Source organism: Ruegeria sp. BHSA123, assembly GCF_059613425.1.
Genome location: NZ_JBXWSL010000001.1, coordinates 14907 through 37349, shown reverse-complemented (window position 1 = coordinate 37349; position 22443 = coordinate 14907). Strand labels below are relative to the sequence as shown.

The window sequence follows — 22443 nt, the reverse complement described above, 5'->3', positions numbered from 1 at the left end:
CGTATTTGGCAGTCACCATGATCAAAGCTTGTTTGCGGCGTCAAGAGGCGCAAATGGGATATGGTCACTCTTCATTGCTTTTTGTATAGAGGCGACCTGAACACTTCAGCGGAGATCAAAGCTATGACCGAATGGCAAAAATCGAACTGGCGCAACAAGCCCCGGGTTCAGATGCCAGACTATACCGACGCGGCCGCATTGGCCAAGGTCGAGGCCCAGCTTTCGCAGTATCCCCCGCTAGTCTTCGCCGGTGAGGCGCGGCGCCTCAAGCAACATCTTGGTGCCGCCGGTCGCGGCGAGGCCTTCCTTCTGCAAGGCGGGGATTGCGCTGAAAGCTTTGAACAATTCAGCGCCGATGCGATCCGTGACACCTTCAAGGTGATGCTGCAAATGGCGATGGTTCTTACCTATGGTGCCAAGGTGCCGGTGGTTAAAGTCGGTCGTATGGCCGGCCAATTTGCAAAGCCACGCAGCGCCCCGACCGAGGTTGTGGATGGTGTCGAGCTACCCAGCTACCGCGGTGACATCATCAACGAACTGGCGTTCACGCCCGAAGCGCGGATTCCGAATCCCGAAAAGATGTTGCAGGCCTACACGCAGGCGGCGGCCACGTTGAACCTGCTGCGTGCTTTCTCAACTGGTGGCTTCGCCGACATGAGCCGCGTCCATTCGTGGACTCTGGGCTTTACCGACGAACAGGATGTTCAGAAGTACTCTGAGGTGGCAGATCGCATTCAGGACACCATCGACTTCATGGAAGCGGCCGGTATCACGGCAGACACGACACACGAATTCTCGACTGTTGAATTCTACACCAGTCACGAAGGTCTGTTGCTGGAGTACGAAGAGGCGCTGACCCGTCTGGATTCGACCTCGGGCAACTGGCTGGCCGGGTCTGGTCACATGATCTGGATCGGCGACCGTACGCGACAGCCTGATGGTGCACATGTCGAGTTCTGTCGTGGCGTTCTGAACCCGATTGGGTTGAAATGTGGTCCGACGACGACGGCAGAAGACCTCAAGGTTCTCATGTCGAAGCTGAACCCTGAAAATGAAGAGGGCCGCCTGACTCTGATCGCGCGCTTTGGCGCGGGCAAGGCGGGTGAACACCTTCCGCGTCTGGTCAAGGCCGTGAAGGAAGAAGGCGCCAAGGTCACTTGGGTCTGCGACCCGATGCACGGCAACACCATCAAGTCGGCCACGGGCTACAAAACCCGTCCGTTCGATTCTGTCCTGCGTGAGGTACACGATTTCTTTGGCGTGCATCAGTCTGAGGGCACGATCCCCGGCGGTGTCCATTTCGAGATGACCGGTCTCGACGTTACCGAATGCACCGGTGGTGTGCGTGCTGTAACCGAAGAGGATCTGTCGGATCGCTACCACACCGCTTGCGACCCGCGCCTGAACGCGTCTCAGTCGCTGGAACTGGCGTTCCTTGTGGCGGAAGAACTGACCAACCTGCGCCGCAACGGATCAAAACGCGCCGCAAGTTAAGCGTTCGAAAAGAAAGAAAAACAGCGGGCCATCGGTCCGCTGTTTTTTGTTCTGGGTGTTCAGACTGGTTCAGTCATCGCGCGACACGACCAGACGAAGGTGTTTGGCCGCGCGTTTGAAATCCGTTTGGTCTTCGGCAAAACCGTCAACGGTTTTAGGCGCAGCAGGAACCGGTGCCTGAATTTCCGAAAACGATTTGATCCGCGTATCCGTAATCGAAAATCTGCGTGGGGTTTTACCAATCGCTCCATCCGCGACCATGACCCCCAGAACCCGGCTGACGTCGCCCAGATCACTTTTGAGCGGCAAAAGGATCATGCAGGCCTGCATCCGGGTACGCCCCAGTATCCCGCTCGAATCCAGACCCAGTTCGGCAACGGCGGGTGCTGCAAGTACCTGCTCCAGAACATCCTTAATCCTGGCGCGGTCATCGGGCTGAAAAAAGGACGTCACAGGCATGCCACGAACCTCCATCCCCGCAAGCCCGTTCAGGTGACTTCCGGCAAGGCGAAACCGAGCCAGTCCAGGGGCGATCCGTTCAAGAATGAAAGTATATTCGAGTATGTTTTCCAGCCCGCGCGGGTCAACCTGGGACCGCATCGGAACACCGTCACCTCTCAGCAATGCAGTCCAATACGCTTCGGCCTGGCGGATCGGCGTAAGGCTGCGCCCACTGTCAAAGCGATCCATTGCGACGATCTTTCCAAAATCTGACCCGGAACCAGTCCCGAAAAAGGTTTTCATTTTTTCACCCTTACGTCAATTGGCCGCCATTTTCATAAAATGCAACACAACCGGAGCATTTGTGGCCTGCAAGCCATTACCAAGGGTAGTTTGACTCGGGTTTATTCAATTTTGGAGCAATTCTTTAACGAATGGTTAACTTACCCCAAACAAAGGCGGCCTCAGCCAACTCTTGCTCTGTACCGGTCAATCGCATTAGGTGCGGCAAACATCCAAAAGGGTGAGGCCACAGGAAAGGACAGTCATGATCAGATCCATGACCGGGTTTGCCTCGGGGAAGGGTGAATACGGACCGCATAGCTGGACGTGGGAGTTGCGCAGTGTCAACGGTAAAGGCCTTGATATGCGCCTGCGCGTCCCTGAATGGCTGACCGGGCTTGAGGTGGCCCTTCGGGCCACGCTGTCAAAATCCCTGAGCCGTGGGAATGTGACCCTTTCAATGCGTCTGAATCGTGAGGACTCTGCCTCGGAACTGGCATTGAACGAGGTCGCTATGGCCGCTGCTCTGAGTGCGTTGGAGCAAACACACAAGATGGCAGCTGCGCGCGGCATCGCTCTGGAACCGGCGCGCGCCTCGGACCTTTTGGCACTGAAAGGCATGTTGGATGCAACCGCAGATGCGGATGATCCCGCTCCGCTGGTGGCGCGCCTGACCGAAGATTTCAACGACCTGTTGGCCGCTTTTGTCGGAATGCGCCAGACCGAAGGCGAAGCGTTGGCGGCCGTGCTGAACACTCAGCTGGACCAAGTTGCGGCGCTGACAGCGCAGGCAGCCGATCTGGCCGTGCAACGCAAGGACAAGATGGCCGCGGCACTTCGGGACAATCTGGCGCACGTACTGGACAATGCGCAGGGCGCGGACCCGGATCGCGTCGCGCAGGAACTGGCTTTGATCGCGGTCAAAGCCGACATTACCGAAGAGATCGACCGCCTGTCTGCACATGTGGCCGCAGCGCGAGAGTTGCTTGGGCAGGAAGGGGCTGTCGGACGCAAGCTTGATTTCCTGATGCAAGAGTTCAACCGCGAAACCAACACGCTGTGTTCCAAGGCTCAGAGTACGGATCTGACGGCTGTCGGGCTGGAATTGAAGGCGGTGATCGATCAGATGCGCGAACAAGTGCAAAACGTGGAATAACGATGGGAACGACTGATATGGCGGATCGCCGAGGCCTTTTAATCATCCTGTCTTCCCCGTCCGGGGCAGGCAAATCCACCCTGGCAAAGCGGCTGATGGACTGGGACAAGGACCTTGAGTTTTCGGTCTCGGCCACAACCCGTGCCCCGCGTCCGGGGGAAGAACATGGGCGGGATTACTATTTTCTTTCTGAAGACGAGTTCAAGCAGAAGGTCGCCGATGGCCAGATGTTGGAACATGCGCATGTCTTCGGTAATTTCTATGGCTCACCCGCTGATCCGGTGCGTAGTTCGATCCACGCGGGTAAGGACGTGCTGTTCGACGTGGACTGGCAAGGCGAGGTTCAGATCCGCAACTCGGATCTGGGTAAGCATGCGTTGTCGATCTTCATCCTGCCGCCATCGATCCCTGAACTGCGCCGCCGTCTGGAATCGCGTGGACAAGATAGCGATGAAGTTATCGCAAGGCGGATGCTCAAAAGCTGGGATGAGATCAGCCACTGGGGCTATTACGATTATGTCCTGATCAATGACGATCTTGAGGCGACCGAAAAGAAGCTCAAGACCATCGTCAGCGCCGAACGGATGCGCCGTATTCAACAGCCAAATCTGCAACAACACGTGCGCAAACTTCAAAACGAATTCGAGGGGTTGTCATGACGATCTTCGCGTTAGGCGAGCACATGCCGGATATTCACGAGGACACATGGGTTGCGCCCGATGCCAACCTGATCGGCAAGGTTGTGCTGGAAAAGGGTGCCTCGGTTTGGTTCGGCTGCACGATACGCGCAGATCACGAGGAAATCCGCGTTGGTGCAGGTAGCAACGTTCAGGAAAACTGCGTCATGCACATCGATGCCGGGTATCCTTTGTGGATTGGTCCGAATTGCACCATCGGACACAAAGTGATGCTGCACGGATGTACGATCGGACAAAATACTCTGATCGGAATGGGCGCGATTGTTCTGAATGGTGCCCGGATCGGACGGAATTGCCTGATCGGGGCAGGGGCCTTGATCACGGAAGGCAAGGAGATTCCGGATAACTCCCTTGTGATGGGGGCTCCGGGCAAAGTGGTGCGCCAACTGGACGAGGCCGCAGCAAAACGGATTACCCTAAGCGCGCTGCACTATCAGGAAAACATGCGCAGGTTTCGGGACACCTTAAGACCTGTCCAGTAAGACGCGCGGATTGATCGGGGTTTGAAGCATGTCAGATAACCTTCTTGATGGATTTGTTCAGGCCATCCCTATGCCCGCGCTGATGGTGGATCAGACCGAACGGATCATTGCCGCCAATACGGATGCAAAAACCTTTCTGGGGCAGAATATTGTAGGGCGGCATTTTGCGACCATCCTGCGGCAGCCACTGGTTCTTGAAGCGATTGAGCAAAGCCTTCAGTCGAAGGAAACCAAGACGGCGCGTCATCTTTCCAGTGACGGCGCTCAGGACACAACATTTGATGTGCAATGCCGATATATGAACGGGGTCGGAGCCGTGTCGGGTGGCGCCATTCTGGCCACTTTTCAAGATGTCACGCACCTGGAACAGGCAAGTCAGATGCGCCGGGACTTTGTTGCCAATGTCAGTCACGAATTGCGGACACCGTTGACGGCACTGATGGGCTTCATTGAAACCTTGCGCGGCCCTGCACGCAACGATCCGGCTGCGCGTGACCGGTTCCTGCAAATCATGGCCGATGAAGCCAACAGGATGAACCGGCTGGTTGGCGATCTTTTGTCCCTGAACCGCGTGGAAAGCGAAGAAAGAGTTCGCCCAAAACAACAGCTGGAGCTGACAGGGCTGCTGCAATCCACCCTTAACTCGTTGCGCCCCCTAGCGGAAGAGGCGGGTGTGACGCTGACGCTTGACGCACAGGACGGCCCGCTTGCAGTAACCGGAGACAGCGATCAGTTACGGCAGGTATTCACCAACCTGATCGAAAACGGAATAAAATACGGTGCCAGCGGTGGCAGCGTCACAGTCAGCGTTTTGTCATCAGAGCGTGACGCGGCGATGCGTGGGCCTGGGGTGCGGGTGAAGATCATCGACAAGGGGCCAGGAATTGATTCTGTGCATCTGCCACGCCTGACCGAGCGCTTCTATCGCGCCGACAATCACAGGTCGCGGCAGTTGGGTGGAACGGGGCTGGGGCTGGCCATCGTCAAGCACATCGTCAATCGCCACCGCGGACGGTTGCGCGTGGAAAGTGAGTTGGGAAAAGGTTCCGTCTTTACAGTCATCTTACCACGGTAGCCCTTCCCGCATTATCACCCTTCAAAATCTGCCTCGTTACGTTTTTTTGACCTGAAATCTCCGGATAAACGAGGGTTGTCATAAAAGCGTTACACACTTGTCACAAAAGGCTTACGCACGGCACCTAGGGGTGCACGCAGGATCATCATGGGGGTGATCAATCATACCTTTTCAAGGAGACTGAAATGTCCTTTGTAAAACTGTCGGCTTCTGCGCTGGCAATCACCGCCGTCTCGGCAACCACCGCTGCTGCCCGTGACAACGTTCAGGTTGCCGGTTCGTCGACCGTTCTGCCATATGCGTCGATCGTCGCGGAACTGTTTGGTGAGAACACCGACTTCCCGACCCCGGTTGTTGAATCGGGCGGTTCGTCAGCTGGTCTGAAGCGTTTCTGTGAGGGTGTTGGTGAAAACACCATCGACATTGCAAACGCATCGCGCGCGATCCGTGAAAAAGAAATCAAGGCCTGCGCCGAAAACGGTGTGACTGACATCATGGAAGTCCGCATCGGTTATGATGGCATCGTCTTTGCAAGCCAGCAGAACGGTCCTGCCTTCACCGCTTTTGAACCTGCCGACATCTTTAACGCACTGGGCGCAAAAGTCCTGAAAGACGGTGAAGTGGTTGATAACCCTTACACCACCTGGGCCGAATTCAACCCGGAACTGCCTGATGTAGAAATCGCTGGCTTCATTCCAGGTACCAAACACGGCACCCGTGAAGTATTCGAAGAAAAAGTTCTGCTGATCGGTTGTGAAGCGACCGGTGCGATGGAAGCCATGATTGCTGGCGGCATGAGCGAAGACGACGCAGAAGATGCTTGTCTGGCTGTTCGTACCGACGGCAAGGCGGTCGACATCGATGGTGACTACACCGAAACGCTGGCGCGTATCGACACCAACCCCAATGGCATCGGCATTTTCGGCCTGGCGTTCTACGAGAACAACACCGACAAGCTGAAAGTGGCAACCATGTCGGGTATCGCTCCTTCGACCGAAAGCATCTCGACCGGTGAATATCCGGTTTCGCGCCCGCTGTTCTTCTACGTGAAGAAAGCCCATATCGGCGTGATTCCCGGCCTTAAAGAATACGCCCAGTTCTTTACCCACGATGAAATCGCAGGCGCTTCGGGTCCTCTGGCAAATTATGGTCTGGTTGCGGACCCTGAGCTGGCACAGACTCAGGATGCAATCGCCAACGAAGTTACCATGGGTTCGGGCAGCTAATCCCGCCTTTGGTTCGAAATACCGGGGGGCGGCATTCCTGTCGCCCCCACATTTTTTAGCTTTCCCGGCCAAGACCAAATGGGGGTTTCATGCCGATAGTATGGCTTGTTCTGATCGTGCTAGCGATTGCTGCAGTCGGTTACCTGTTGGGGCGCACACGCGCCCTGCAAAGCGCCACAGGAGATATCCGGGCTTTGCACTCGCTTCCGTCGTATTATGGCGCAAATGTCGCCCTCAAGACGATCGTTCCCGCATTTGGCCTTATGATCCTCTGGTTGCTAGTACAACCGCTTTACGTGAACTCTCAGGTATCCGAAATGATCTCGGGTTCCGCCATCGAAGACGGCGCGTCCCTCAATCTGGTCATGGCCGAGGTCCGTCGCACCGCGTACGGCTTGGATAACGCAGTTGCCGCCGGGCAGATACCCGAGGAACTGGCGCGCAACGAGCGCGCGGATGTGATCGACATGACCCAGCGTCTGAAGGATGCCGGGCAAGTGGTGACGTCGGATATCACGCAACCTGTGCTGCGCGCGGCGCAAAGCTATCGGATCATGAATGCGACCGGCTATTCGATCATGACAGTCGCCGTCATACTGACGGCACTCGCCGGTGCTGCGGTCAGCTGGCTTCAAACCCACGCGGAATACCGCGCGCGCAATGTGGTCGAGCAGGGCGTGCGAATCCTGTTGCTGGCAGCCGCGTCCATCGCAATTCTGACTACTGTCGGGATCGTCCTGTCCCTGGTTTTCAACACTTGGGAATTCTTCAAACTCTACCCTGCTACCGATTTCTTTTTCGGCACGACTTGGGCCCCCAGTTTTTCGGGGCGCGGCGGGTCGTCTGAACTTGGCATTCTTCCCCTGCTGTGGGGGACATTCTATATCTCGCTCGTTGCCCTTCTGGTGGCTGTCCCGATCGGGCTGTTCGCCGCGATTTACCTCAGCGAATACGCGTCACCCCGTGTCCGCGCCGTAGCAAAACCGCTGCTCGAGATACTGGCAGGTATCCCGACCATCGTTTACGGCCTTTTTGCGCTGCTTACCGTTGGTCCGCTTTTGCTTGGACTGTTCGGGGATGACGGGCTTGGCTGGATGAAGGCTGGCACGGCAGTCATGACCGCTGGGTTGGTCATGGGCATCATGCTGATCCCGTTTGTGTCCTCGTTGTCGGATGACATCATCAACGCGGTGCCGCAGGCTCTGCGCGACGGTTCTTACGGATTGGGTGCAACGCAGTCCGAAACCATCCGTCAGGTTGTTCTGCCAGCGGCGCTTCCGGGTATCGTGGGGGCGATCCTGCTGGCCGCATCGCGCGCCATAGGTGAGACAATGATCGTGGTCCTTGGGGCAGGGGCCGCAGCGCGGCTGAGCCTGAACCCGTTTGAAGCCATGACGACCGTCACCGCAAAAATCGTGAGCCAGCTGACCGGAGACGCGGATTTCGCATCGCCCGAAGCGCTTGTAGCCTTTGCACTGGGCATGACCCTTTTCACCCTCACGCTTGGGCTGAACATCTTTGCCCTCTACATCGTGCGCAAGTATCGGGAGCAATACGAATGACCGAAGCCAGCATGCAAAGCCCAGAAACAGGTCATCGCTCAGTCTCGCTGACTGTAGGGGATGCACATACCAAAAAACGTGCAAATGCAGAGAAACGATTTCGGGCATACGGGATTGTCGCTATTGCAACGGGCCTGTTCTTCCTGATCGTTCTGTTCGCCTCGATCCTGTCGCAAGGTATTCCGGCCTTTCAGCGCACTGTTGTCAGCGTGGATTTCACCTTGTCCGCTGCGCAGCGAGACGAGGCGGAAAGTACGTTGTTCAAGACCAAGGCCTATTCCAACCTGTTCATCGCTCAGCTGAGCAAGGAACTGGAGGACCAAGGGATCAGCGTTGATTTCGACGAAGCGGCCATCGAACGTCTTCTTGGTAAAATCGGCGGTACAATCCGAACTTACTATGCCGACAACCCCGGCAAGCTGGGTGATCCGGTCAAGTTTGATCTGGCCGCCTCCAGCCGGGTCGACGGGTATTTCAAAGGCCGCGTGTCCCGTGACACCTTGCAGGACAGCCGGTTTCTACAGCTAAGCGATCTGGATCTGGTTGATGCGCTGGAACAGGCGGGCATCATCAAGCAGGCTTTCAACTGGCCGTTCATCACCGGCGCGGATTCTGGCGTTGACAACCCGGGCGGTGCTGGCATCGGCGCCTCGGTCATTGGGTCGTTTTTCATGATGCTGGTGGTTTTGGGCCTGTCACTGCCCATTGGTGTGGCAGCGTCGATCTATCTTGAAGAATTCGCCCCGCAGAACAGGTTCACCGACCTGATTGAAGTGAACATCTCGAACCTTGCAGCCGTGCCGTCGATTGTGTTCGGTATTCTGGGTCTGGCCGTGTTCATCCAGTTCATGCACCTGCCACAATCGGCACCGCTGGTAGGTGGTCTGGTTCTGACCCTCATGACATTGCCGACGATCATCATCTCGACCCGCGCCTCGCTGAAAGCGGTTCCACCGTCGATCCGTGATGCAGCGTTGGGGGTAGGGGCCTCGAAAATGCAGGCTGTGTTCCACCACGTGCTGCCTTTGGCCGCGCCGGGCATTCTGACCGGCACCATCATCGGTCTGGCACAAGCCTTGGGTGAAACTGCACCGTTGTTGCTGATCGGCATGGTAGGCTTTGTGGCGCGGGGATATCCCGACGGGTTCCTTGCCGGCTTTACCGAGCCGAACTCGGCAATGCCCGCCCAGATTTACACTTGGGCCGCACGCGCTGATGTCGGGTTCTACGAAAAGGCCTGGGGCGGAATCATCATCCTTTTGATGTTCCTGCTGACCATGAATATCATCGCTATCATCCTGCGCCGCCGCTTTGAACGCCGCTGGTAATTGGGGGCAATAATGAACGACATGACACGAGTGGAGAGAACCGTGGACTCCAAAGACATCAAGATCGACGCGAAGAAGGTTCAGGTTTATTACGGTGATACCCACGCCATCAAGGACGTGAGTGTTGAGATCGAAGACAAGACCGTCACGGCCTTTATCGGCCCTTCGGGTTGTGGAAAATCGACCTTCCTGCGGTGTCTGAACCGGATGAACGACACCATCGATATCTGCCGTGTCGAAGGTGATATCCTTTTGGACGGCGAAGACATCTATGACAAGCGGGTCGACCCCGTACAGTTGCGCGCCAAAGTGGGTATGGTGTTTCAAAAACCGAACCCGTTCCCCAAGTCGATCTACGACAACGTGGCCTACGGTCCGCGCATCCACGGCTTGGCGAAGAATAAGGCGGAACTTGATGAAATCGTTGAGAAATCCCTGCGCCGAGGCGCGATCTGGGATGAAGTCAAGGACCGTCTGGATGCGCCTGGTACGGGTTTGTCAGGGGGTCAACAGCAGCGTCTGTGTATCGCCCGCGCCGTGGCAACCGAACCGGAAGTCCTGTTGATGGACGAGCCGTGCTCGGCGCTGGACCCGATTGCAACCGCACAGGTCGAAGAGTTGATCGACGAATTGCGTTCCCGATATTCGGTTGTGATCGTCACCCACTCGATGCAGCAGGCCGCGCGCGTCAGTCAGAAAACGGCCTTTTTCCACCTGGGTAATCTGGTGGAATTCGGTGAAACCGGTCAGATTTTTACCAATCCGGTCGATCCGCGCACGGAAAGCTACATTACAGGCCGTATCGGCTAAGCACAGGTATCAAACAATGAGCGAACAACATATTGCATCTGCTTTTGACCGCGACCTCGAAACAATCCAGGCGCATATCATGAAGATGGGCGGTCTGGTTGAGGCCGCTATCATGGGCGCGGCGCGCTCGCTTGAAAGCCGTGACGTTGAGCTGGCCCAGGAAGTGCGGCAGGGTGACAAGGCCATCGACGCGTTGGAAGACCTGATCGACGAGGAAACCGCGCGTCTGATTGCGTTGCGCGCGCCCACGGCCAGTGACCTGCGACTGGTTCTTTCGGTCCTGAAAGTATCCGGTAATCTCGAGCGGATTGGCGATTACGCGAAGAACATCGCCAAGCGTACGACCGTTCTGGCCAATGCAGGCGAGATCAGCGGCAGCGCAGCTGCCTTGCGCCGCATGGCGCGCGAGGTTGAGCGTATGCTGCGCGACGCGTTGGACGCCTATATTCAACGCGACGCGGAACTGGCCACCGACGTCATCAACCGCGATGAAGAGGTCGACCAGATGTATAACGGCCTGTTCCGCGAATTCCTGACTTTCATGGCTGAGGATCCGCGAAATATTTCGGCCTGTATGCACCTGCATTTCATCGCCAAGAACATCGAGCGTATGGGCGACCATGTAACCTCGATTGCCGAGCAGGTGGTGTATCTGGTTACAGGCGACCGTCCAACCGAGGCTCGGCCCAAGGCCGACATAACGTCACAAACAGCGTAGGAGAGGCGTGAGATGTCCGCAGATCAACCGACGGTTCTGGTGGTCGAGGATGAGTTGGCCCAACGCGAGGTGCTGACCTACAACCTTGAAGCCGAAGGTTTTCGCGTCTCAAAGGCGGCCAACGGTGACGAAGCTATGCTGCTGGTCGACGAAGACTGCCCGGATATCATTGTTCTGGACTGGATGATGCCCAACCTCAGCGGGATTGAGGTTTGCCGCCGGCTCAAAAGCCGTCCGGACACACGCTCGATCCCGATAATCATGCTGTCGGCCCGATCAGAAGAGGTAGACAAGGTTCGCGGGCTGGAAACTGGTGCCGACGATTATGTGGTCAAGCCATATTCGATCGTCGAACTGATGGCGCGTGTCCGAACACAACTACGCCGCGTCCGACCGGCAACTGTTGGCTTGCGACTGGAGTACGATGACATCATTCTGGATTCGGAAACCCACAAGGTCAGCCGTGACAGCAAGCCCTTGAAACTTGGTCCAACCGAATTCCGGCTTCTTAGCACGTTCATGGAAAAGCCGGGCAGGGTCTGGAGCCGTGAACAATTGCTGGATCGGGTCTGGGGACGCGACATCTATGTCGATACGCGTACCGTTGATGTTCACATTGGACGATTGCGCAAAGCCTTAACGCAACATGGCGGGGATGATCCGGTTCGCACAGTCCGAGGTGCCGGTTACGCGTTGGGATAAATCGCATCAGACCTGTGTTGATCGCAAGGGTCTGATGACTGATTGCAATGGAATCTGAGTATATCTCCGCTACTTCCAATTAGCGTGTAATTGGTATTATGGTAAAAACGTAATACTTGTAATACGGAACGCAAGCCAACACATTGAAAACACTGTAACGAACCTGCCCGGAATACGCATGGAGCTTGAGAACAAAACTGTCGTTATCACCGGCGCTGCCCAAGGTATTGGTCGTGGTCTTGCAGAACGGTTTTCCCATGAAGGTGCACGTGTAATCTGCTCGGATGTCGACATCGCTGGCGCAAATTTGGTCGCGAATCAAATTGGTGGTCAGGCGTATACCTGTGACGTTTCCAGCGAAGCGCAGATCAAAGCTCTGATTGATTTTGTTGAGGAAACTGTCGGTCCAATTGACCTGTTTTGCGCAAATGCCGGAATTCTGACGCTTGGTGGTCTCGATGTTGCGGACGAAGATTGGGATCGGATCTGGAAGATCAATGTAATGTCCCATGTCTGGACTGCCCGCCATCTGGTTCCACGCATGGTTCGTCGCGGCGGCGGATATATAATGATAACTGCGTCTGCGGCAGGTTTGCTGAACCAACCTGGTGCAGCCCCATATGGGGTTACCAAACACGCGGCTGTAGGATTTGCCGAATGGCTTTCGCTGACATATGGCGCTGAAGGATTGAAAGTCTCGGTCTTGTGTCCGCAGGCTGTGCGTTCAAGAATGACCGAAGGACATGAAATTTCAGTAGCTTCGATTGATGGAATGCTCGAGCCCAGCGATGTGGCTGACTCCTGCGTACAAGCTATTCGAAATGAACAGTTTTTAGTTCTACCTCATCCACAAGTCGCTGACTATTTGCAGTTCAAGGCGGCTGACTATGACCGGTGGCTAAGTGGAATGCAGAAGTTAAATCAGAGATTTAGCGACAACACTTAAGGTTGCGCGCGAACTCTGCGCATCAATCCTTCCTGTGCAACAGATGCAACAAGGGAACCGCCCTCGGAATAGATCGATCCACGGTTAAAGCTGCGTCCCTGCCCCGTCCACGGCGAATCCATCACGTACAGATGCCAGTTCTGAAAATTCACCGGCGCGTGAAACCATAGCGCGTGGTCCAGACTTGCGCCGTTGAACTCTCCGCTAAACCAGCTCAGACCGTGAGGCCGCAATCCAGAGGACATCAGGTTCATGTCAGACGCATAAGCCAGCAGTAAGTGCTGCGTTCTGGCGTCGACCGAAGCGGCAGCGGGCATACGAAACCAGGTCTGGTTTCGATCATCAGAGACTTTCGGTGTGAACGGGTCCAGATGATCGACTTCCCGAACCTCGATCGGGCGTTCGCGCAGCAATTCGCCCCTCAACCTTTCGGGAACACGTTCAACGTATGTTTTACGCAATTCAGATCGGGACGGGTACGTTTTTGGTGCGTTCACGACGGGCATCGGATGCTGATGGTCCCAGCCTTCGTCCCGAACATGAAAGGACGCCGACATGTTCAGGATTTGTTTTCCATGCTGAATTGCAACCACGCGGCGAGTTGTGAAAGAACCTCCGTCTCGCGCTCGATCAACTTGATAAATAACGGGTTTCTCAGGATCGCCCGGGCGAATGAAATAGGCGTGCAGCGAATGACACAACCGTTCTTCAACAGTTCGATATGCCGCAGCCAGCGCTTGCGCAATGACCTGCCCGCCAAATATGCGTGTTGGCGTTTCACCGCCCGACCCCGTCCCGCGAAACAGATCGACCTCAAGCCGTTCAATATCCAGAAGATCCAGTAAGATACGTTCCGCTTCGGTCATCGTCTGCTCGCAAGTTGTGTCGTCCGGCACCGGGTATCAGTACAGAAGAAATCATTCAATCATGGCGGCATGGACCAGCGCCTTGAGTTCGGCACGGGATGGGTACGAACTTGACGGGGACAATTGGGTAAAGAAAATCGCCGTCAGGTCATTCTGCCAGTCAATCCAGAAATAGGTCGACGCCATTCCACCCCAACTGAAATCCCCGATAGAGCCGGGAACCCTTACCAGACCGGGATTCAGAACAACCGCACCGGCCAGCCCAAAGCCCATTCCTTCCATCGGTTGCTCTGCAAAACTCTGCGGGCCCATTGACGCAATGTCGCCGGGAAGGTGATTGCGCATCATGAAATCAACTGTTTTCGGACCAAGTATGCGGCACCCGTTCCCGGCCCCCCGGTTTCGAAGCATGTCCGCGAATTTGGCATAATCATCGATTGTCGAGATCAGACCACCACCGCCGGAAAAGGTCGTCGTGTTTTCGAACGGGGATACTATGTGGGAATCAAACAGCCTCAGGCTTTCGCTGCCGTGATCCGCGGAATTCAGCGCCATCGCGTCGCCAGCCAATGGGGTGTAGAGCGATGCGAAACGATCCCCTACCCCAACGGGTACGGAAAAACCTGTTTCTCGCATGTTGAGTGGTTCAAGGATTTCGGTTCGAAAGAACTGCTCCAATGACTGGCCCGAGACCACCTCGATCACACGACCCAGCACGTCAATACCGACCGAGTATTCCCAGCATGCACCGGGTTGGAACGCCAGTGGCAGCCCTGCCAGATCGCGCACAATATGTTCCAGAAGCCCCTGATTGGGTTTGAAAATAAGGTCTCGTTCATCCATCGCATGGGGTAAAAGCCCAGGGTTGAACGGATAGCTTAACCCACTGGTATGCGTCAGTAACTGATGCAGAGTGGGAGACGGTGCAGCCTCGGTCTGATCCAGTCTCTCCGCCCCCGGTACCAGCGCGTGCATATCTTTGAATTCAGGTAGAAATTCAGAAACAGGCGCGTTCAGGTGAACAAGTCCACGTTCGACCAATGTCATCAACGCGACTGATGTGACCGGTTTGGTCATGGAATAAATGCGCACCAGCGTGTCGCGTTGGAATGGCCGGCCAGTCTCCAGACTGCTGACACCACTGGCATGAAAAAAGGCTTCGTCCCCTTTGTGGCGCAGCAAAAAGGATGATCCGGCATATTTGCGCTGCTCAACATAGCTCTCCATCCAATGGCTAAGCCGATCCAGCCGGGTTTGATCAAACATGGATTGCCTGTGGGACATTTAGATATTTCCGTTCGGTGTTAAGCAGTGACTGTTTAAGCTTGTGACCTGAAATAACAGCAAAAAGCTGCGTGTTGCAGAGAAATTCGTGATCAGACTTCCTCAGCGTGCCTCACAATGAAATGTTAGACTGATTTCGACGCAGATTCGCCTGAAGTTCAATGAACAAGATTTCAAGGGACCGAAACGGAGGAACCCTATGACGCGGACCATAGATTTCATTTACGATTTTTGCAGCCCGAACGCGTTTCTCGCCCATAAAATGCTCCCCGATCTTGCCGAGCGCTATGACGTAAGCATTACTTATGTTCCCGTCCTGTTGCCTGCGGTGTTCAAAGCGACGCATAACCAAAGCCCGTTTCAGGCATATTCCGAAAACCGCCAGAAAACGGCCTATTTGACGCATGATCTGCATAGGTTTGCCCGCCGTCGTGGGCTGAGCTTTCATATGAGCCCGCATTTTCCGATCAATACTAAACTTGCCATGCGAGGCGCGTGTTTTGCTAATGGAAAACCTTGGGAAGTCAAATATATAAACGCGATTTTTGATGCTATTTGGGTACATGGTCAGAAGGCGGACGAGATCGGTGTCCTAACGGATATTCTGAACGAAAACGACTTGCCCGTTCGCAAAATTCGCGAAGCCATGACAAGTCCCGACGTTAAACTGAAACTGAAAGAGAAAACTAAATCGTCGGTTCGGCGTGGCGTGTTTGGGGTTCCCAGCATGTTCACCGGGGCCGAATTGTTTTTTGGAAAGAACAGTCTGCCAAACCTTGAAGTTGAGCTTTCAAGGCAAGATAGTGACATAAAAACAGCTTGATAGGTCGTCACTCTAATGTGGACTCAAGAGCTTTCAGGCCGTGCTGGGCGAATATAGGAACATATGCGCCAAAAGCCTTTGCGCGGTCGGGGTCTGACGCATTCCCATCCAGCGCGCGTTTGTAGACACCCTGTAGAATGCCCGCCATACGAAAGAAATTGAAGCCCAGATAAAAGCCGAAATTGTCTATGCCATCCAGGCCTCGACGTTTGCAGTATTGGGCAATGAATGCCTCATCGCTGGGCAGGCCCAGACTATTTCGATCCACACCCGCCAGCCCCCGGCCCTGTTTTCCCGGCGGCAACTGCCATTGCATGATTACTGCGGCAAGATCCGAATAAGGGTGACCGATCGTTGACAGTTCCCAATCCAGCACCCCGATACAATCCGCCCGGTTTGGCGCGAACATCAGGTTGTCGATGCGGTAATCCCCGTGCACCAGCGTGCGCTGCCCGTCATCGGCCGGTACCGAGGTTTCGAGCGCAGTGGCCAGTGCATCCATTTCCGCAATGGCCGAGGTTTCGGACGCGCGGTATTGCCTGGTCCAGCGAGCGATCTGACGCTCGTAATAGTTGCCAACCGGCCCATAGTCAGACAGGCCAACGGCATCGATATCCACCATATGCAGCTGGGCAAGAACCCTGTTCATCTCGTCAATGATGGCGGCGCGAGTTTCGTTGCTTTCTTTGGGCAGGGTTGGGTCGGGAAACACCCTGCCCTGCAAACGTTCCATCACATAAAAGGCCGAGCCGATGACGCTGTCATCTTCACACAGCAGATACATTTTGGGCACCGGAACCTCGCTTCCGGCGAGGGCGCTTTGAACCCGAAATTCGCGATCAACGGCATGTGCCGATTTCAGCAATTTTCCGGCGGGTTTTCGGCGCAGCACATAGGTTTTCTCTGGCGTGCGTAACTCAAACGTCGGGTTGGATTGCCCCACGTCAAATTTCCTGGCCTCCAATGGCCCGTTGTAGCCGGAAAGATGCGCTTTCAGATACGTATCTACGGCTGCCAGATCCAGATTAGTTTCGGTTTTCATTGGCTGTCTTCCCGTCACAGGGCCTCGGCAAAGATGTTTCCGGCGGTCACAACGTTGATCCCACCCGAAACCGGGATCACTGCGCCTGTCACATAGCTGCCGCCGCGACCGCACAGGAACAACATACAGCCTGCGATATCCTCGTCCCGTCCGACGCGACCCAGAGGTACAGACTTGCCAACCCGTTCTCTGGTATCCTCATCGGCTGTCGCAAAGGCCGTCATGCGCGACACAAACGGTCCCGGAGCGAGTGCGTTCACCGTGATGTGGTACGGTGAAAGTTCCTTGGCCAAGACCCTGGTCAGATGCAAAACCGCAGCCTTTGAGGCCGAATAGCTGTAGGCCCCATCGCCCATAGGGACTTCACCCATGACTGACCCCACATTGACAATGCGCGCCGGGTCTTCGGCGGTGCCTGATTTCATTAGCATTGGCAAAAGCCGCTGGGTTAGTTCGAATATCCCTGTCACGTTGACAGACATGACCTTTTCCCATGCATCGTAGGGAAACTGCCCCAAAGGGGCACCCCAGGACACCCCCGAGTTGTTCATCAGGATGTCCAGTTTGTCCGTACGCGCGTGAATGTCAGAGACCAGCTTGCATATACCGGCTGCGCTGCCAATGTCACCGGCAAAGCCTTCGGCGCTGCCCGGCGCGTCCAGCGCGTTCAGTTCTGCGGCGACCGTGGCACAGGCGTCTCCTTTTCTTGAGGCAATGAGCACGCGCGCGCCGGCCCGTACCAGCGCCTCGGCTGCCATGCGGCCAATACCTGTCGCTCCACCTGTTACCAAAGCGGTTTTGCCGTGAAGCGAAAAGAGGGTGTCGGGGGTCATTTTGTGCTCCTCAGTTTCTTTGGCACCAGTTCATCGTGATACATATTGCGTTCCTCTTGCCGTTGCGGCAGGCGTTGGACCGTAGCGTTGACAAAAAACCATGCTGCACCAAAACTTCCTCGACACAAAGTACAGGCAGATCAGAGGCGGTATGCAAGCATTACTCAGCGTCGCACCGGGTGGTCCCGAAACCCTGGAGCTTACGACCCTACCCGACCCGAAACCGGGCAAAGGTCAGCTTTTGATCGGTGTGAAAGCAGCGGGCGTGAATTTTCCGGACACGTTGATTATCCGCGATCTGTACCAGATGAAGCCGCCACGGCCCTTTGCTCCGGGCGGTGAAATTGCGGGTGAAGTTCTGGCTGTGGGCGAAGGCGTCAATGGATTTAAGCCAGGCGACCGTGTTTTGGCCCTAACCGGGCATGGTGGGTTTTCGACCCATGTCACACTCAAGGCGGACACTGCAATCCGAATTCCTGATGCGATGCCCTATGAAGATGCCGCCTGTTTCATTTTCACCTACGGCACGTCCTACCACGCGTTGAAGGATCGGGCGGAGATTCAACCCGGTGAAACCCTGTTGGTACTGGGTGCCGCCGGAGGTGTGGGGTCAGCCGCCATTGAACTGGGCAAAGCCATGGGTGCCAGGGTGATCGCAGCCGTTTCATCACCTGAAAAGGCCGAATTCTGTAGCCAGATTGGTGCCGATGACGTGGTGATTTACCCGCGCGACATGGACAGGGATGCACAAAGAGCCTTCTCAACCGAAGTTAAGAAACTCGCAGGTTCTGACGGCGTTGACGTCGTCTACGACGCCGTTGGGGGTGCGCTGGCCGAACCGTCCCTGCGCAGCATGGCTTGGAACGGTCGTTACCTTGTCGTCGGTTTCCCAGCGGGCATTCCGCGGATTCCCTTGAATCTGGCCCTTTTGAAAGGATGTCAGATCGTTGGTGTGTTTTGGGGCGCGTCAGTATTCCGCGACCCGATCGGCCATGCTTACAACGTCAAGAACCTGTTCGATCTGAACACAGCCGGGAAAATCAAACCGCGGATTAGCGCCCGGTTCCCGCTTGCCCGCGCGCACGAGGCGCTTGAACAATTGTCGCAACGATCCGTTCTGGGAAAAATCGTTGTCACCATGGAGGAAAATTGAGGCCGGGAACAAAATGGCGGCCCGATTCCCACACCGGTTTTTCGACTGTACTCGATCCGGCAAAGGCAGGTAGACAACCCAACCTCAAGGCGTCTATGTACCATTAATGGGGATCGTGAAGACATGCACAACGTTTTGGTATTGAATGGCCCAAACCTCAACCTGCTTGGCACACGGCAGCCCGAGGTTTACGGCAGCACCACTCTGAAGATGATCGAGGACGAGTGCCAGCGACATGGCGCGTCCATTGGCCTAGAAGTCTCGCATCTGCAATCCAACCATGAGGGTGTGTTAATTGATGCGATCCACGGCGCACGCGGTGTGCAGGATGGCCTTGTGATCAATGCGGGGGCGTTCACACACACGTCGGTTGCGCTGATGGATGCCATCGCGTCAGTTGAACTGCCGGTTGTCGAAGTTCACCTATCCAACATCCATGCAAGGGAAGCATTCCGTCACAAGTCCTATATCGCGCCTGTCGCTCTGGGGCAGATCTGTGGATTTGGCGCCCAAGGTTATGTTCTTGCACTGGACGCACTGGCCGCCCATCTGAAAGCAGGTGATACGGCATGACCCTCAGGGAATATCTGCGATTTGTCAGCTATGCCAAAACCCTGGAAGACCTGTGGGATGCGCATTGCCGACAAATGGCGGAATACGGGCTTGATCGTTTAATCTACGGCCATACGCAATACAGGACGGCAACCTCATTGGGCGATCCAGAGGATTTTGTCATCCTGACCAATCATAACCGCGCCTATGTGGACGGTTTCATCAAGGACGGTTTGTATTTTCACGCCCCCATGTTGAAATGGGCGCTGGACAATGAAGGCGCCGCCAGCTGGAGAATGTTGCTGGACATGCACTCTCGCGGGTCGATGACCGATAAAGAGCGCGAGGTTTTCGAGTTCAACAAGTCCATGGGTGTTGTTTCTGGTTACACCATCAGCTTCAACTCAGTCTCGGTGCGCTCCAAAGGGGCGATTTCCTTGTCCGCCAAGGAAGGGATGAGCCAGGAAGACATTGACGCAATCTGGCAGGAGCACGGCGAAGACATTCTTTTGATGAACAACGTTGCGCATCTGAAGATCCTGACGTTGCCTTTCAACCCTCCGAACCGGGCCCTGACAAAGCGTCAGCGCGAGGCTTTGCAATGGGTCGGTGACGGCAAAACCACGCAGGACATAGCCCTGCTGATGGGCCTGACAGCGGCAACTGTCGAAAAGCATCTTCGACTCGCCCGTGAGGCGTTGTCGGTCGAAACGACGGCTCAGGCTGTTTTAAAGGCATCTTTGCATAATCAGATGTTCATTATGGAAGTTTAGGAGTGTTTTTGTGATGCCATCCAGCGTCAGTTTACCCTAGGTAAGGAAATCACTACTTTTCAAATCTAACCTAAAAGTTGCAAAGTGAGAGTGTTCCGTGAGTGGTGGCTTTAGCCAGGGAACATTCGATTGGATCTTTGCGATTTCAAAGCTCTCCAATCACTCTGACAAGGGGGCGCCTATTCGTCCGCGTACCTGTGTCGGAATTTTGGGGGGCCTCGACCATCCCCATCATGCGGGGCCCTCCAATCCTTCACTTCTTTGCGAATTCTATGATGTGCCACTAACAAAAAAGGGCTACGCAATGCGTAACCCTTTCATTTTGTTCAGCAAGGCCCCAGTCGGAGCCGTTCTTTAGCCCTGAGCGGCTTTTGCGACTTCGGCAGCGAAGTCTTCTTTTTCCACAACGATGCCTTCGCCAACCTCCAAGCGAACGAAGCCGGTGATGGTTGCGCCTGCTTCTTTTGCAGCGGCTTCAACGGTCAGATCAGGGTTCACAACGAATTGCTGGCTCAGCAATGTCGATTCGGCGACGAATTTCTTCATGCGGCCTTCGATCATCTTCTCGATCACCTGCTCCGGCTTGCCGGATTCGCGGGCGATGTCCATCTGAACCTGCTTCTCCTTCTCGACAATTGCCGGGTCCATGTCGGCCTCAGATAGGGCAGCCGGGTTCACAGCGGCGATGTGCATCGCAACCTGCTTGCCGATAGCCTCATCACCACCCGACAGTGCAACCAGCACACCGATTTTGCCCATGCCGTTGGTCGCAGCGTTGTGCACATAAGACACAACAGTGTCGCCAGACAGTTTGGCCATTCGGCGCACCGACATGTTTTCGCCAATGGTGGCGATCTTGTCGGTCAGGGTATCGGCAACGCTTTTGCCGCCCAGATCAGCCGCCATCAGCGTGTCAATACCGTCCACGCCTTCAGCCGCGTTTGCGATCTTGCCGACCATTTCCTGAAACTCAGCGTTTTTCGCAACGAAGTCGGTTTCCGAATTCACTTCGACAGCAACGCCGTTGCCACCGCTGACGTGAACAGCAACCAAACCCTCTGCCGCGGTACGACCAGATTTTTTGGCTGCTTTGGCCAGGCCTTTGGTACGCAGCCAGTCAACGGCGTCGTCCATGTTGCCGCCGGTTTCGGTCAGCGCTTTTTTTGCGTCCATCATGCCTGCGCCGGTCGAGTCGCGCAGTTCTTTAACCATTGCTGCTGTGATTGCCATCTTTTGGCTCTCCTCAATTCAAACGGAATTGGGGCAGGTCATACCCTGCCCCATATGTCATTTACGTGACGGGCAGCTTACGCTTCGGCAGGGGCTTCTGCGGCTTCTTGCGCAAGAGCTTCTTCAACCGGAGCTTCTTCGAATGCGCCTAGGTCTACGCCTGCTGCGCCCATCTGTGCGGTCATGCCGTCCAGAGCGGCGCGTGCGACCAGATCGCAGTACAGAGCGATTGCGCGTGCTGCGTCGTCGTTGCCGGGGATGATGTAGTCAACGCCATCGGGCGAGCAGTTGGTGTCGACAACAGCCACAACCGGAATACCCAGTTTGTTGGCTTCTGCGATGGCCAATGCTTCTTTCTTGACGTCGATGACGAACAGCAGGTCCGGAACGCCGCCCATTTCGCGGATACCACCTAGCGACGCCTGAAGTTTGCCCTGGTCACGTTCCATGCCCAGACGCTCTTTCTTGGTCAGGCCTTCTGCGCCCGATTCCATGGCTTCGTCGATCTGGTTCAGACGGTTGATCGACTGGGAAACGGTTTTCCAGTTGGTCAGCGTGCCGCCCAGCCAACGGTGGTTCATGTAGTACTGAGCCGACTTTTCAGCCGCTTCAGCGATCGGGCCAGCGGCCTGACGCTTGGTACCAACAAACAGAATGCGGCCACCCTTTGCGACGGTGTCACGAACAGCCTGCAAAGCCTGATCCAGCATCGGAACGGTCTGGGTCAGGTCCATGATGTGGATACCATTGCGCGAGCCGTAGATGAACGGGCCCATGCGGGGGTTCCAACGCTGTGTCTGGTGACCAAAGTGAACGCCAGCTTCCAGCAGCTGACGCATGGTGAACTCGGGAAGAGCCATGCTATGTTTTCCTTTTCCGGTTTACGCCTGGGCGGGGGTGAAAGAAGCGAACGCTCCAACCGGCGGTCTTGATGAGGATGTCTCCCTCAAAAAGGCCAAACCCCGCC

23 protein-coding genes are annotated in these 22443 nt (G+C 55.6%); 16 read left to right on the top strand and 7 right to left on the bottom strand.

Annotated elements, in window-relative coordinates; genetic code table 11:
• Positions 1-123: 123 nt before the first annotated feature.
• Positions 124-1494, top strand: a complete 1371-nt coding sequence (locus AC2FNC_RS00210; protein ID WP_480472784.1) for a class II 3-deoxy-7-phosphoheptulonate synthase — start codon at positions 124-126, stop codon at positions 1492-1494.
• A 69-nt stretch (positions 1495-1563) separates the two neighbouring features.
• Here AC2FNC_RS00210 and AC2FNC_RS00205 read toward each other — a convergent pair whose 3' ends face one another.
• Complete coding sequence (locus AC2FNC_RS00205) at positions 1564-2238, bottom strand: PAS domain-containing protein (protein WP_496714234.1); 675 nt, start codon at positions 2236-2238, stop codon at positions 1564-1566.
• 244 nt (positions 2239-2482) lie between these two features.
• Between AC2FNC_RS00205 and AC2FNC_RS00200 the strand changes: the two genes are divergently transcribed.
• From AC2FNC_RS00200 to AC2FNC_RS00150, 11 genes are all read left to right on the top strand, one after another.
• A complete protein-coding gene (locus AC2FNC_RS00200) occupies positions 2483-3373 on the top strand; it encodes a YicC/YloC family endoribonuclease (RefSeq protein WP_496714233.1) in 891 nt (296 codons plus the stop codon).
• Positions 3374-3390: 17 nt separating this feature from the next.
• Positions 3391-4032, top strand: coding sequence for a guanylate kinase (gmk, locus tag AC2FNC_RS00195; RefSeq protein WP_480493148.1), 642 nt, complete (start codon positions 3391-3393; stop codon positions 4030-4032).
• Positions 4029-4553 carry a gamma carbonic anhydrase family protein gene (locus AC2FNC_RS00190; RefSeq protein ID WP_480553511.1) on the top strand — a complete coding sequence of 175 codons (525 nt, stop codon included), beginning with the start codon at positions 4029-4031 and terminating at the stop codon, positions 4551-4553. The genes gmk and AC2FNC_RS00190 overlap by 4 nt, the downstream gene beginning before the upstream one ends.
• A 28-nt stretch (positions 4554-4581) precedes the next feature.
• Positions 4582-5628: a sensor histidine kinase gene (locus AC2FNC_RS00185; RefSeq protein ID WP_480553509.1), complete on the top strand. Its 1047-nt coding sequence runs from the start codon at positions 4582-4584 to the stop codon at positions 5626-5628.
• A 185-nt stretch (positions 5629-5813) separates the two neighbouring features.
• Complete coding sequence (locus AC2FNC_RS00180) at positions 5814-6854, top strand: substrate-binding domain-containing protein (protein ID WP_480553507.1); 1041 nt, start codon at positions 5814-5816, stop codon at positions 6852-6854.
• Positions 6855-6943: 89 nt separating this feature from the next.
• The gene (gene pstC, locus AC2FNC_RS00175; protein ID WP_480553505.1) at positions 6944-8416 is read left to right on the top strand and encodes a phosphate ABC transporter permease subunit PstC; all 1473 of its coding nucleotides are present in this window, start codon (positions 6944-6946) and stop codon (positions 8414-8416) included.
• Positions 8413-9744 (top strand): phosphate ABC transporter permease PstA, encoded by a 1332-nt coding sequence (pstA, locus tag AC2FNC_RS00170; protein ID WP_496714230.1) that lies wholly within the window; start codon positions 8413-8415, stop codon positions 9742-9744. Before pstC ends, pstA begins: the two co-directional genes overlap by 4 nt.
• A gap of 12 nt (positions 9745-9756) precedes the next feature.
• Entirely contained in the window at positions 9757-10554 is a 798-nt protein-coding gene (pstB, locus tag AC2FNC_RS00165) for a phosphate ABC transporter ATP-binding protein PstB (protein ID WP_496714229.1), read from the top strand.
• Between the two features lie 16 nt (positions 10555-10570).
• Entirely contained in the window at positions 10571-11272 is a 702-nt protein-coding gene (gene phoU, locus AC2FNC_RS00160) for a phosphate signaling complex protein PhoU (RefSeq protein WP_267366515.1), read from the top strand.
• A gap of 12 nt (positions 11273-11284) precedes the next feature.
• The gene (gene phoB, locus AC2FNC_RS00155) at positions 11285-11974 is read left to right on the top strand and encodes a phosphate regulon transcriptional regulator PhoB (RefSeq protein WP_496714228.1); all 690 of its coding nucleotides are present in this window, start codon (positions 11285-11287) and stop codon (positions 11972-11974) included.
• Positions 11975-12152: 178 nt separating this feature from the next.
• Positions 12153-12920 carry an SDR family oxidoreductase gene (locus AC2FNC_RS00150; RefSeq protein WP_496714226.1) on the top strand — a complete coding sequence of 256 codons (768 nt, stop codon included), beginning with the start codon at positions 12153-12155 and terminating at the stop codon, positions 12918-12920.
• On the opposite strand, the gene AC2FNC_RS00145 is transcribed toward AC2FNC_RS00150, so the two are convergent.
• Together AC2FNC_RS00145 and AC2FNC_RS00140 are read right to left on the bottom strand one after the other, a co-directional pair.
• Positions 12917-13786, bottom strand: a complete 870-nt coding sequence (locus tag AC2FNC_RS00145; protein WP_496714225.1) for an acyl-CoA thioesterase — start codon at positions 13784-13786, stop codon at positions 12917-12919. The genes AC2FNC_RS00150 and AC2FNC_RS00145 overlap by 4 nt on opposite strands.
• Before the next feature lie 51 nt (positions 13787-13837).
• The gene (locus AC2FNC_RS00140) at positions 13838-15052 is read right to left on the bottom strand and encodes a serine hydrolase domain-containing protein (RefSeq protein WP_496714224.1); all 1215 of its coding nucleotides are present in this window, start codon (positions 15050-15052) and stop codon (positions 13838-13840) included.
• Positions 15053-15269: 217 nt separating this feature from the next.
• On the opposite strand from AC2FNC_RS00140, the gene AC2FNC_RS00135 reads away from it, so the two are divergent.
• Positions 15270-15893 (top strand): 2-hydroxychromene-2-carboxylate isomerase, encoded by a 624-nt coding sequence (locus AC2FNC_RS00135; RefSeq protein WP_480472758.1) that lies wholly within the window; start codon positions 15270-15272, stop codon positions 15891-15893.
• Between the two features lie 7 nt (positions 15894-15900).
• On the opposite strand, the gene AC2FNC_RS00130 is transcribed toward AC2FNC_RS00135, so the two are convergent.
• Positions 15901-16935, bottom strand: a complete 1035-nt coding sequence (locus AC2FNC_RS00130) for a phosphotransferase family protein (RefSeq protein ID WP_496714222.1) — start codon at positions 16933-16935, stop codon at positions 15901-15903.
• Between the two features lie 14 nt (positions 16936-16949).
• On the bottom strand, positions 16950-17768 hold the full coding sequence (locus AC2FNC_RS00125) for an SDR family oxidoreductase (protein WP_496714221.1): 819 nt from the start codon (positions 17766-17768) through the stop codon (positions 16950-16952).
• A gap of 151 nt (positions 17769-17919) precedes the next feature.
• Between AC2FNC_RS00125 and AC2FNC_RS00120 the strand changes: the two genes are divergently transcribed.
• The 3 genes from AC2FNC_RS00120 to AC2FNC_RS00110 all read left to right on the top strand — a co-directional run bounded on the left by AC2FNC_RS00120 (position 17920) and on the right by AC2FNC_RS00110 (position 20246).
• Entirely contained in the window at positions 17920-18921 is a 1002-nt protein-coding gene (locus AC2FNC_RS00120) for an NADPH:quinone oxidoreductase family protein (RefSeq protein WP_496714220.1), read from the top strand.
• 123 nt (positions 18922-19044) lie between these two features.
• Positions 19045-19494: a type II 3-dehydroquinate dehydratase gene (aroQ, locus tag AC2FNC_RS00115; RefSeq protein ID WP_480517014.1), complete on the top strand. Its 450-nt coding sequence runs from the start codon at positions 19045-19047 to the stop codon at positions 19492-19494.
• The gene (locus AC2FNC_RS00110) at positions 19491-20246 is read left to right on the top strand and encodes an autoinducer binding domain-containing protein (RefSeq protein WP_480493168.1); all 756 of its coding nucleotides are present in this window, start codon (positions 19491-19493) and stop codon (positions 20244-20246) included. Before aroQ ends, AC2FNC_RS00110 begins: the two co-directional genes overlap by 4 nt.
• A 354-nt stretch (positions 20247-20600) precedes the next feature.
• Here the strand turns inward: AC2FNC_RS00110 and tsf are convergent, their stop codons facing one another.
• Both tsf and rpsB read right to left on the bottom strand, forming a co-directional pair.
• Entirely contained in the window at positions 20601-21476 is an 876-nt protein-coding gene (tsf, locus tag AC2FNC_RS00105; protein ID WP_480517012.1) for a translation elongation factor Ts, read from the bottom strand.
• A gap of 77 nt (positions 21477-21553) precedes the next feature.
• Positions 21554-22336, bottom strand: a complete 783-nt coding sequence (gene rpsB / locus AC2FNC_RS00100) for a 30S ribosomal protein S2 (RefSeq protein ID WP_480553493.1) — start codon at positions 22334-22336, stop codon at positions 21554-21556.
• Positions 22337-22443: the final 107 nt, after the last annotated feature.